Source organism: Chryseobacterium vaccae (genome assembly GCF_009602705.1).
Lineage (GTDB): Bacteria > Bacteroidota > Bacteroidia > Flavobacteriales > Weeksellaceae > Chryseobacterium > Chryseobacterium vaccae.
Genome location: NZ_VSWH01000001.1, coordinates 3,075,032 through 3,087,331, shown reverse-complemented (window position 1 = coordinate 3,087,331; position 12,300 = coordinate 3,075,032). Strand labels below are relative to the sequence as shown.

The following is a 12,300-nucleotide window of genomic DNA, read 5'->3' as shown; positions in this document are numbered from 1 at the left end:
ATTAAATTGATTACTCACAATATGCGCTGAAAATGGTAAGCATATTATGGTCTTCTAAAATGCACAATACTTATGCCATTTGTTTTTTGATAAAAAATATGGTCAAAATTTCCTTTTTTCGATACCTTCTGTTGGAAAAAAATTAAAATAAAGAAGTTCCGCTTCTCTAATTTCTTAAAAATGTGTATTTTCGCAAACTGATAAAAAACTATAATTTATAAAATGGCAATTTTAGGACAGATTAGGAGTAAGCCTTGGCTATTAATGGGGGTGATTGCATTGGCGCTTTTAGCGTTTCTGGTGAACCCGGACAGTATCGACAAGGTTTTTGGTAAAAATCCTGATGTTTTAGGAAAAGTAAACGGTGAGAAAATCACCCGCGAAGAGTTCAATGACCAGCTTTTCGTGCTGCAGCAGCAGGCTGATCAGCAAGGCCGTCCAAAAAACGGACTTGAAGAGCAGGCTTGGCAGTTACTTGTACAATCTAAACTCATCAAGCAGCAGTTTGAGAAACTGGGCTTTGAAATGACAGATGATTATTTCTGGAATCAGATCCAGTACGACCAGATGTTTGCTCAGAATCAACAGTTCTTTGATGAGAAAGGTAATTTTAAAACACAAGAATTAAAAAAACAGGTTGAAACATTACAAAGCACCGATCCACAGGAATATAACCAGTGGATGAAAACCAGAAAAACAATCGAGTACAGATTGATGGCGAGACAGGTGTTTGCCAATATTTCAGGAGGGATCACTACAGGAAAGAAAGAAGCTGAAGAGCTGATGAAGCAGAGAGACCAGCTTGCTGATATTGATTTTGTAAAGATCGATTATGCTACTTACCTTCAGAAAACAAAGATCAATGTTTCTACACAGGATCTTGCAAACTATATCAATCAGCACCCTGTAATGTTCAAAGCTGAACCAAGCAGAAACCTGGGGATTGTATATTTCCCTTCTCAGCCTAGTGCAGCAGATGATGCAGCCGCTCAGAAAGAAATTACAAAATTGTATTCAGGAGGAACAGATGCGAGTGGAGGAACGGAGAATTTCCAGAACACGAAAAATGATTCGATGTTTGTAATGGCTAATTCTGATATGCCTTTCAATGCTCAGTATATGAAGCCTAACCAGCTGCCTCAGACTATTCAGGCGCAGATTCCTACAGCTGCTATCGGACAGGTTTTCGGACCTTACAAAGAGCAGAACTTTTATGTGGTTTCTAAGCTTTTAGATAAAAAGACTTCAGATTCTACCTTATCAAGACATATCCTTATTGCTTTCAAAGGAAGCCCTGCAGGGGAAGGTGTTACAAGATCTAAAGAACAGGCTAAAAAATTAGCAGACTCTATCGGAGCTATTGTAAAAGCAAATCCGGGTAAATTCACAGACTTTATCAAGCTTTCTAATGACCCTAGCTCTGCAGCACAGGGAGGAAGTTTAGGATGGACTACACCAGAAACTCCTTTCGTTCCGGAATTCCTTAAATTCTTAGCAGAGAACCCTAAAGGAGCTACAGGAGTAGTAGAAACTCAGTTTGGTTACCATATCATCAATGTTGAAGATAAAAAATCTGGTGCCATGAGCTATAAAGTGGCTAACCTTGTAAAAGAGGTGAAGCCTTCAGATGCTACAGAAGCAGAATCTGACAAGAAAGCAAGAAAATTCATTCAGCAGGTACAAGGGAAATCTTTCAACGATTTCGTGAACATTGCGAAAAAAGGAAATTACCAGTTCTCTAATCCTAAGACGGCTAAAAGATTTGACGGTCAGCTTCAGGGACTTGGTACTGATAAAGATGGTGAGATCCTGGGTTGGGCTTTTGATAAGAAAAGAGCTAAAGGAGATACAGAATTCTTTACTGTTGAAGGAACAGGAGATAAGATCGTAGTATATCTTAACGGAAAACAGGAAGCAGGTCTTGCAGATCCTGAATCAGTAAGAGATCAGATCGAAATGATTGTTAAAAATAAACTGGCTGCAAAGCAAATCTCTGATAAAATTGCAGGAGCTAAAGCTTCTAACTTAGATCAGATCGCTAAATTATTTGCATCTGCAAAACAATCTGCTCAGGTAAATATGCTTAACCCTTCTGTAGCAGGTGCTATGGAGCCTAAAGTAGCAGGTGCTGCATTTGGAGTGGCGAAAGGAAAACTTTCTAACCCTATTGAGGGAGGAACGGGAGTTTATGTACTGATCAAAAAGTCGGAAACAGTAAACAAACAACCTGGAGATCTTAAGCAGTTCACAGAATCTATTACTCAGAGAAACTCTGGTATGTTCGGACAGGCTTGGATGAAGAGCCTTCAGGATAATGCAGATATCAAAGATTACAGAATCGAGATCTGGAACAAGCTGGGTAATCAGCAACAATAAGAAATCAATTTTTACAGATAGAAAACCATCAGATATTTCTGGTGGTTTTTTGTATTTAACGCAGAGCAATAAAGAAAAACATTAATTTAAAATGTATTATATTTGCTCATTAGAAAAAATTTAGCAAGTGAAGTTCAGTAAAGAATTAAAAGCTGGTGTGATCGCACTTTTGGCTATTGTAGGCTTTGTGTTGTTGTTTCAATTCATGAAGGGCAGAAGCCTTTTTACTACCGATAATATATTTTACGCGAAATATGATAATGTAGAAGGGCTGGCACAGTCTTCTGCGGTTTCTATCAATGGATTAAAGGTTGGGCAGGTTGATAAAATCATTCCCCAGACCTCCAAAGACGGGAAGATCAATTTCATCGTAAAGATTACGGTAGATGATAAATTCGAATTTTCCAAGAATTCAACTCTTGAGATTTTTGAGCCGGGGCTGATGTCCGGAAAAGAAATGAGAGTAAATCTTGTATACGGAGGTCCGACTGCAAAAGACGGAGATACGTTGAAGGGAGCTTTCAAACTGGGAACGCTGGGAAGTCTTTCGTCTCAGGTAGGCCCTGTAAAAGATCAGCTTCAGACCGTTCTGTATAGGGTGGATTCTTTGATGGCCAATGCCAATCAGGTCGTGAATGCACAGAACAGAGAAGAGATCAGAGCCCTTCTGGCCAATCTTAATAAAACCGTAGGCGCTTTACAGACTACTGCAGGAAGCGTAAACAACCTTGTAGGACATAATGATCCAAAACTTCAGAAAGTACTCGATAATGCAGCCGTTACCATGGAAAGCGGGAAAGTAACCCTGGATAAATACGGAAATCTTGCAGAAAGCATTGATACTAAAAAACTAAACGCTACGATTGCCAATCTGGATGCTACAGTAGGAAAACTGAATCAGGTGATTGCAGGAGTGGATAACGGACAGGGAAGCTTAGGAAAACTGATGAAGGATGAGCAGCTTTATAATAATCTGAACTCAGCTTCTACTAACCTCAATGCCCTGATTGAAGATATGAAAGCCAACCCTAAGAGATACATCAATTTCTCAGTTTTTGGAAAGAACAATAAAGACTAAAATAGCCTTATGGAGTACATTGATAACATTATTTTTCTGATCTTACTGGTTGCCGGATTCGGGCTGTTTGCCAAAAGCCTGCAGAAGATCTACAGAAATATTAAACTGGGAAGAGAAATCAACAGAAGCGACAGGAAATCGGAACGCTGGGAAACCATGGCCAGAGTGGCAATGGGGCAGAGCAAGATGGTAAAACGCCCTGTAGCTGGTATTCTTCACCTTTTTGTCTATGTAGGGTTCATTATCATCAATATCGAACTTATCGAGATTATTGTTGATGGATTGTTTGGAACCCATAGGTTTCTGGCTTCAATTCTGGGACATGGTTTCTATAATTTCTTTACAGCAACATTAGAAGTTCTGGCGTTGCTTGTTGTCATCGGTGTGGTGGTATTCTTTATCAGAAGAAACTTTTATGGGGTGAAAAGATTAACGATGAAAGAACTTTTCGGATGGCCGAAACATGATGCCAACTGGATTCTTATCATTGAATTTGCCCTTATGATGGCATTCTTCAAAATGAATACCGCAGACTGGGTTTTACAGCAAAGAGGTCTCCTTCCTGAGCATGGAAGTTTTCCAATCAGTTCTACTGTATTGGCACCAATCTTCAATGGTTTCAGTGACGGATTCCTGTTCTTCACAGAAAAAGCGGCGTGGTGGTTCCACTTTGTGGGAATCCTTTTCTTCATGAACTATCTTTATTATTCAAAACACCTGCATATTATCCTGGCATTTCCAAGTACATGGTTTGCCAACCTTGATAAAAAAGGAAAATTCAACAATCTTGATTCAGTAACCAAGGAAATTAAACTGATGATGGACCCTAATGCTGATCCTTACGCTGCTCCGGCAGAAGGAGCAGAAGCAGATGTTCCGTCGAAGTTTGGTGCTGAAGATATTTTCGACCTGAATCAGGTTCAGCTTCTGAACGCTTATTCCTGTACGGAATGCGGACGTTGTACTTCAGTCTGCCCGGCTAATATTACCGGAAAAAAACTATCTCCAAGATTGATCCTGATGAAAACCAGAGACCGACTGGAAGAAGTAGGAAAAAATATAGACAAGAACGGAAAATTCGTAGATGACGGCAAAAAACTTCTGAATGATTATATCACCAAAGAAGAACTTTGGGCGTGTACTACCTGTAATGCTTGTACAGAAGCCTGTCCGGTACTGCTTGATCCGCTTTCCATCATTTTCGAAATGAGAAGATTCCTTGTGATGGAACAGTCTGCTGCTCCGCAGGAATTAAATCTTATGATGACCAATGTGGAAAACAATGCTGCTCCTTGGCAGTATAACCAGGCCGACCGTCTGAATTGGGCTAATGACTAAAACCTGACAGATGAAAAAACTATTCTTAACCTTTTTGCTGATCTGTTCAGCCTTTATGATGGCACAGTCAGCAGATGAAAAGAAAATCCTTGAAGATTCACAGTCATTCATGACCTTGCTGGAAAAGAAGGACTATGACAGGATGCTGGATATGACCCATCCCGGAATTTTTGAAAAAATGGACAAAAATACATTGTCCAACTCTTTCAAAGCCATGCTTGAAGGCAATGACGAATTTAAAATAGAGATTATAAATGCCGATAAGAATGCTTTCAGTGTATCACAGATCTTTAAAACAGGAGATGATGTAAAATATGCTTTTGTTACCTATCCCATGAAAATGAAAATGACCTTTCTTCAGGAAAAATTTGATGAGGATAAGAAAAAGATGATGCTGGAGATGATGGAAATGCAGGGAATGAAAGCACAATTTGTCAATGATTCCGCTTTGGAAATGAGTAAAGAGAGCATGATTATAGCTTTGAACGATAAAGTAACCAAAGGATCCTGGAAATATCTCAATTATGATGAAGCCAATCCTCTGTATGTTTCGGTAGTTCCGGCAGAAATCATGACAAAAGCTAAGGAATACTATGCTGATTTTTTAATTAAACAGAAAAAGAATGCAAATTAAAACAATGGCAGAATATGCTGCCGAAGGAAAATCCCCTGAAGTTTTATTTTGGGTTGGATGTGCCGGAAGTTTTGACGACCGTGCCAAAAAAATTACAAAAGCATTTTGCAAAATATTGAATAAGATAGGTGTTGAATTTGCCGTTCTGGGACAGGAAGAAAGCTGTACCGGTGACCCCGCAAAACGTGCAGGAAACGAATTTGTTTTCCAGATGATGGCCCTTACCAATATTGAGGTATTAAATGCCTATGAAGTGAAAAAAATCGTTACCGCGTGTCCACACTGTTTCAATACCCTGAAAAATGAATATCCTAGTCTTGGCGGGAATTACGAAGTGGTTCACCATACCCAGTTCCTTAAAACCCTTATGGAAGAAGGAAGATTAAAGATTGAAGGAGGGGCTTTCAAAGGAAAGAAAATTACGTTCCACGATCCATGTTACCTGGGAAGAGCCAATGATGAGTACGAAGCACCAAGAATACTTCTTGAAAAGCTGGATGCAGAGTTGGTAGAAATGAAACGTTGCAGAACAAACGGTCTGTGTTGTGGTGCAGGTGGCGCGCAGATGTTCAAAGAACCTGAAAAAGGAAATAAAGACATCAACATCGAAAGAACAGAAGAAGCATTATCTTTTGAGCCTAAAGTAATTGCCACCGGATGCCCTTTCTGTAATACAATGATGACGGATGGAGTGAAGCATTTCAATAAGAATACAGAAGTAGCCGTAAAAGATATTGTAGAACTTCTTGCTGAAGCGGAAGATTTATAAAATTCTTATCCATAAAATAAATAACCCAGACTTAGTCCTGGGTTTTTCTTTGTCTTAAACTCAGGAATATTTCTTAATTTTATACTTTAAAAATTGACAGGATATAGAAATCATCTTACAGGATTCTCTGATTGATAAACAAAGATGTAAGTGGGAAATTATATCCGAAAAAAATAAATATTTAGATATGAAAATTGAAGAATCCAATATTGTAGAAACCAACGACTACAGAGTGATTATATACCCGGCATCCAGACCTTTTGAAACAAAAGAGGCTAAAATAATTACTGAAAAACTGTTCGATTTCCTTGCCACTTGGGCAGCTCACGGAAAACCGCTTTCTTCCTCATTTAAAATTGAAAAAAATCAGTTTATTGTGGTTTGTGTAGACGAAGAGAAAGAAATGGCTTCAGGATGCAGTATTGATGCCTTAGGGAAGGTGATGAGAGAGATTGATGAAGAGTACAAGCTTGGACTTTTCGACAGGATGAAAGCCAGCTTTGTAGAGAATGGTGAAGTGAAAACATTAAAGTTAATCGACTTTAAAACCCAATTAAGAAACGGAGAATTATCTAAAGATATTCAGGTTTTTGACTTCTCTAAAAATACATACCTGGACTTTTTAAGTCATTTCTTACTTCCGCTTGAAAAAAGCTGGGCAGCAGGTATTGCTTAAAAATATAGCATAACATAACATTTAGAACTTTAAATTGAAGCCTTCAGGCAGTTTTCTGTTGAAAACCGTTTGGGAAAAGTCCTCAATATAAGGTTCTTTTTGTTTGATCACCCTACACGGATTTCCTACGGCAATAGAATTCGACGGAATATCTTTAGCAACAATAGAACCGGCTCCAATAACTACATTATCTCCTATGGTAACTCCCGGAAGAATTACGGAATTGGTTCCCACAAATACATTGTTTCCGATGGTAATCGGTGGACATTTATCGTGAATGCTGTGGTCATTATGATTATGATTCGCAGAGATAAGAGAAGTTCCGGCTCCAAATCCTACATTGCTTCCGATAATGATACCGTTATTTGCCTGGATATAGATATTCGGATTGTCTCCGGGGTCGCATAAAATCCCTTTCTTAATATTCTGGTAGGCTCTTACCTCTGAAGTGAAATGAACCGGCCATGGGACTTTTCCGTTAATTCTCAGAAATTTCTGCGGAACCGTGTACTGAAAAAAAAGAACATGAGGAAGCATGTATTCGTACTTCTGACGGTAATACTGCGGATAGAAAAAATTATTAATTCGGTGAAATATCTGGTACTCAATAAATTTTTTAATCGGATTCATTCTTTTTCAGCATAAACATGATGTAAAAATACAAAAATCCATAGCCTAAAAACAAAAACAGAGAAAAAATACCCACCAGATAGCTGATTCCTTTTTCTTTTCCAATCAGGATTGCAGCAATATTGGCGAGGAAAAGGTAAATGTTAAAAACAAGGGCTACATTACTTTTCTTCAGAATTAGTAATACATCAGAAATGGGATTGATAAGACTTCGCGTCAGGTATCCGAACGACATCAGGAAGATAAATAGTCCCAGATGTTCCCAGTTTTTATTGAAAAATAGTTTCAGAACCGGAATTCCGGCTACATTGATGAGAATATAGAGGGCGAAAATGATATAAAAGTTCATAAGACTCATCTTTCTTGTATAAGCAAACAGTTCGCTTCTGCTATTCCCCCGGTTATTGATTTCTGCAGCTTTCGGATAATATACCGTTGCAATGGAAGAGGATATGAGAAGAAGGGGAACAGACATGATTTTTACCGCTAAAGAATACTCTCCAAGCAGCGAGTCTGCAAAATAAAGCGAGATCAGAATCGGCATGATGTTGTTGCCTAGGGCATTGATCAGTGTGGAAGGGTAGGTGTATTTAAAAATTTCAGGCCTTTTTTTCGTGTTGGTGAGGTACCTTTGAAAATCAGGTTTTACAAAATACTTCCTGGAATAATAAATTGCGGCAAAAAAAGCAGTAAGAAAGCCAATTAAACTGCCGATAACAAGACCATTTTCTATTTTAAAGAACACAAACACCACCTGAAAAAGAAAACTTACAACAGAATCTATAATGGTTAGGATGGAGACCTGTTTAAACAATTTTTTTTTAGCCAGAAGAAATTTAGCGTTATTCGTAAATAAATAGATAAATCCGGAAAAAACTCCTAAGAACATAATATCTTTAGAAATATGGAAAGGAAGAAATACCAGCAAAAAGCTGATCAGGGTAAAACCAGCAGAAATAATGGCTGAAGCACTGAAGTTATTATTAATCTCGTGTTCATTTCCTTCAAGCATAATCTGGTGTTCCTGCGCCAGGCTCAGGACGATCGCGAATATGCTCATAATACTCAGATAAATGCTGAAAATACCATACTCTGAAGATCCGTAATATTTAGCCAAAAGAAGACCTCCGATCACCAGTACAAACTTCGAAATGAAATTTCCTTTGAAGATGGTGGTAACGTGGCTGCCGTTTATTCTTTTGAGTTTGTTTAAAAACATGTTAAAATATTACATGGACAAATATATAATTATACATTTGCATAAAAAAGATTATTGAAAATTAACAGCAGATGAAATTCAACTTCAAATATTTTTTTGCAGCAACGTTTAGTGCTATTCTGTTTTTACTGATTTCATGCGGGCGTGATGATGATTCTTTACAGAGAATTGACCAGATCATGAACATTTATGTGACCAATGGTGCAGGACAAGATTTGCTGAACGCTAAAAAACCGGGATCGTATACTGGCTATGCCGTTAATGATATTAATGGTGATAAAGATATTTCTCCGGTACCGATTTCGCTTAAAATGACGACTGACTCGTTATATTATTTTGAATATATTGCCGGAGCCAAAAGAATAGTATTTGATTCCATCAGCCCTGATAGTAAGAATTTCCGTTCCAGAATGACCTTTACTTACTCCAAAAAAGTGGGTGATCAGACGGTTACTGAAAGTGATGTTATGGAGGTCCACTACCGATGGACACCTTCCTTATTTCAGGTTTCTGAAGTATTATACAACGGAAATCCTGTATTTTCAAAAGGAGCAGATGAACCTAATTCAATAAATAAGGTTACTATCGTAAAATAATTTTAAATTTGTAAATTGTTAACTTGATACATAAGTTTAACATCCTAATATTTAACATCTAAATAAAATGTTACAAGTCAATTTTTTGCGCGACAATAAAGAACGCGTTTTAGAAGGTCTTAAAAAAAGACAATTCAAAAATCTTGAGTTGGTAGACAACGCTGTTGCTGCTGACGACGAAAGAAAAAGAATCCAGTTTGAATTAGATTCGCAGCTTTCCGAGATCAACAAAATCTCCAAAGAAATCGGGCTTTTGATGAAAGAAGGAAAGAAAGAAGAAGCAGAATCGGCAAAATCTAAAACAGCACAATACAAAGAGTCGAGTAAAGAATTACAGTCCCAGTTAGATGTTACGGAAAAGGCATTACTGGATATTCTATATCAGTTACCAAACATTCCTAATGAGCAGGTAAAAAGCGGGGCTTCTGCTGATGATAACGAGATTATTTATCAGTCTCATGACGTGGAAGGTCTTGGCGAAGGTGCAATTCCTCACTGGGAACTGGCCAAAAAATACAACCTGATTGATTTTGAATTGGGGGTAAAAATTGCCGGAGCAGGATTTCCGGTTTATTTAGGAAAAGGAGCAAGGCTGCAGAGAGCTTTGGTTCAGTATTTCCTGGATAAAAATGTGGATAAAGGATATACAGAAGTTAATCCGCCTCACGTTGTGAATGAAGCTTCAGGATTTGGAACAGGGCAGCTGCCTGATAAAGAAGGACAGATGTATTACATCAACGAAGATAATTTATATCTGATTCCTACCGCTGAAGTTCCTGTAACCAACCTTTACCGTGATGTATTGTTTGATGAAAAAGATCTTCCTGTAAAGAATACCGCTTTTTCACAATGCTACAGAAGAGAAGCGGGAAGCTACGGAGCCCACGTAAGAGGTCTGAACCGTCTTCACCAGTTCGAAAAAGTTGAAATCGTAAGAATTGAAAAGCCAGAGAACTCTTATGCGGTTCTGGAAGAAATGGTAGAACATATCAAGGAAATCCTTACTGATCTTGAACTTCCTTTCAGAGTGTTGAGACTTTGCGGTGGAGATACCGGTTTTGCGGCAGCAATGACCTATGATTTTGAAGTATGGAGTGCTGCACAGGAAATGTGGCTGGAAGTAAGCTCAGTATCCAACTTTGAAACATTTCAGGCTAACCGTCTGAAATGCCGTTACAAAGGTGATGGGAAATCCCAGCTGGTACACACGCTGAACGGTTCCGCTATGGCTCTTCCGAGAATTATGGCTGCATTGCTAGAAAACAATCAGACAGCGGAAGGAATTAAACTTCCTAAGAAAATTGCAGAATATGCGAGATTTGATCTGATCAGCTAAATAAGATCAGTGATTTAAAAATAGAACCCATCGGCATCGGATGGGTTTTTTATGTTTTTATTCTGTTGTTATCACTACTTTTTTATCCTTATCTACAAGATTTTTATTGTCGATCAGGTCATTTGATCTTACCGTGATCTGTACTGTTTTGTTATCGATCTGTTTTACAAAATCATGCTTTCCTTCGATTTTTTTAATGGGTTTCTGAAATTTCAGAGTATTGGTAAACGTAAGATTGAACATTCTGAGCATTCCGGCCATTCCTGAAGCCATTTGCTTTCCATACGCTTCAATAGAGTCACTTTTAGTTTGAGGGACTGTATTTTCGGGCTGATCTTTTTCTTCCAGGATTTTCAGGATTCCGTCAGAGTTAAATTTATCCGTATTGATGGTCAGCGATTTTCCGTTCCAGACGGCAATATCCTGAAGCGGAATTTTTTTCAGACGTTTGTCGCTGTTCAGAAGCTGTGTGATTTCTGAAGGCATCAGCTTATCATATTTTAAAGAGAGGCCCAGGATTTCTCCTTTGTCTTTATTTACTTTCATATAGAGCTTTTTCAGGGCTTTTGCAGAATCTTCATTAATGGTAATTTTTCCGTTTTTCTGAACATCATACAGGCTTTTCCATTCCGTGGGAAGATTATCCAGTTCCTTAAGTTTCTGGGAATCTGTACCCAGCATGCTCATCATTCCCATGACACTTTTATCCATAAGAATATTGGACTGCATACTTGTAGCGGAATCTTTATAATAAGTAGTTTCTGTATTAATAGAGCAGGACTGCAGTACAGCAAAAAGTACGGCCGCCCATATCCATTGTATCTGTTTTATCATTGTTGAAATTTTTTGTGGTTGAAATTATTATTACAAAACGGATACCAACAAAAAAACTGCTGAATTCAGCAGTTCCTGTTATTCAGTAACGATCACGATATTTTTATCCGCATTTTTAAGTGCTGTTTCCTGTTCATACAGAGCTTTGAGGTTATAACTGATCATTACGGTGTAATCATCAATCTGCTTCAGCCAGTCATGTTTTCCGGTGATTGATTTTATTTTCTTCTCAAATTTCAGGTTTGTGCTGATGCTATTAAAGAACATCATCATCATGCTTTCCATCTTTTGAGGATTGTCTCTGGAGGCTTTCGAGATTATAGAAGCTTCAATATTTTTCAGATTAAAATTTTCTGTATTGATAGTAAGCGTTTTTCCATCCCAGAGATTGAAGATGTTCTGATCAACAGGCAGTCTTTCAACTTTAATATAATGGCTGAGTATGGAGTAATCATCCTGAGTGAAATATTCTGTTTTCAGAGAAACACCAGTAGGTTCATCATTTTCTCTGTTGGTTTTCATAAAGATCTTTTTCATGATCCGGATGTGCTCCGGGTTGGTGTCCTTTACTTCTCTACTCTTTTGTTCCAGCTCCTGAAGATTTGTCCAGGCAGAGGGAAACTTATCAAGATCGCTGTACTCATTTAAAGAATCTGGAGTAGCCGCTTTCATTTCTGCGATAAACTGTTTCATATCAATATCGGTCACAGAAGTAGATGTCGCATCTTTATGGAAAACAATTTCGGAGTTTACATTGCAAGATTGTAGGATAAAAAGGCTGGTAATCAATACAAAAAATAGCTTCCTCATGGAA

At 38.1% G+C, this 12,300-nt stretch carries 12 protein-coding genes; 8 read left to right on the top strand and 4 right to left on the bottom strand.

The features are described from left to right. The first annotated feature begins 222 nt into the window (after positions 1-222). The 6 genes from FW768_RS14000 to FW768_RS13975 all read left to right on the top strand — a co-directional run bounded on the left by FW768_RS14000 (position 223) and on the right by FW768_RS13975 (position 6,871). Positions 223-2,376 (top strand): peptidylprolyl isomerase, encoded by a 2,154-nt coding sequence (locus tag FW768_RS14000; protein ID WP_153396386.1) that lies wholly within the window; start codon positions 223-225, stop codon positions 2,374-2,376. A gap of 127 nt (positions 2,377-2,503) precedes the next feature. Continuing rightward, positions 2,504-3,454: an MlaD family protein gene (locus tag FW768_RS13995; RefSeq protein ID WP_153396384.1), complete on the top strand. Its 951-nt coding sequence runs from the start codon at positions 2,504-2,506 to the stop codon at positions 3,452-3,454. A 9-nt stretch (positions 3,455-3,463) separates the two neighbouring features. Further along, positions 3,464-4,792, top strand: coding sequence for a (Fe-S)-binding protein (locus FW768_RS13990; protein ID WP_153396382.1), 1,329 nt, complete (start codon positions 3,464-3,466; stop codon positions 4,790-4,792). Positions 4,793-4,802: 10 nt separating this feature from the next. Next, positions 4,803-5,426, top strand: a complete 624-nt coding sequence (locus FW768_RS13985) for a hypothetical protein (protein ID WP_153396380.1) — start codon at positions 4,803-4,805, stop codon at positions 5,424-5,426. Then, positions 5,416-6,195, top strand: a complete 780-nt coding sequence (locus tag FW768_RS13980; protein ID WP_153396378.1) for a (Fe-S)-binding protein — start codon at positions 5,416-5,418, stop codon at positions 6,193-6,195. Before FW768_RS13985 ends, FW768_RS13980 begins: the two co-directional genes overlap by 11 nt. A 187-nt stretch (positions 6,196-6,382) precedes the next feature. After that, a complete protein-coding gene (locus FW768_RS13975; RefSeq protein WP_153396376.1) occupies positions 6,383-6,871 on the top strand; it encodes a hypothetical protein in 489 nt (162 codons plus the stop codon). A 21-nt stretch (positions 6,872-6,892) separates the two neighbouring features. Here the strand turns inward: FW768_RS13975 and FW768_RS13970 are convergent, their stop codons facing one another. Further along, positions 6,893-7,501, bottom strand: a complete 609-nt coding sequence (locus FW768_RS13970; protein WP_153396374.1) for an acyltransferase — start codon at positions 7,499-7,501, stop codon at positions 6,893-6,895. After that, positions 7,488-8,720, bottom strand: coding sequence for an oligosaccharide flippase family protein (locus tag FW768_RS13965; RefSeq protein WP_153396372.1), 1,233 nt, complete (start codon positions 8,718-8,720; stop codon positions 7,488-7,490). Before FW768_RS13965 ends, FW768_RS13970 begins: the two co-directional genes overlap by 14 nt. Positions 8,721-8,791: 71 nt before the next feature. Here FW768_RS13965 and FW768_RS13960 point away from each other — a divergent pair, with 71 nt between their 5' ends. Further along, positions 8,792-9,316 (top strand): hypothetical protein, encoded by a 525-nt coding sequence (locus FW768_RS13960; protein ID WP_153396370.1) that lies wholly within the window; start codon positions 8,792-8,794, stop codon positions 9,314-9,316. 67 nt (positions 9,317-9,383) lie between these two features. Beyond that, positions 9,384-10,652, top strand: coding sequence for a serine--tRNA ligase (gene serS, locus FW768_RS13955; protein ID WP_153396368.1), 1,269 nt, complete (start codon positions 9,384-9,386; stop codon positions 10,650-10,652). Positions 10,653-10,709: 57 nt separating this feature from the next. On the opposite strand, the gene FW768_RS13950 is transcribed toward serS, so the two are convergent. After that, the gene (locus tag FW768_RS13950) at positions 10,710-11,486 is read right to left on the bottom strand and encodes a hypothetical protein (RefSeq protein ID WP_153396367.1); all 777 of its coding nucleotides are present in this window, start codon (positions 11,484-11,486) and stop codon (positions 10,710-10,712) included. A 78-nt stretch (positions 11,487-11,564) separates the two neighbouring features. Then, positions 11,565-12,296, bottom strand: a complete 732-nt coding sequence (locus tag FW768_RS13945; RefSeq protein WP_153396365.1) for a hypothetical protein — start codon at positions 12,294-12,296, stop codon at positions 11,565-11,567. Positions 12,297-12,300 lie beyond the last annotated feature (4 nt).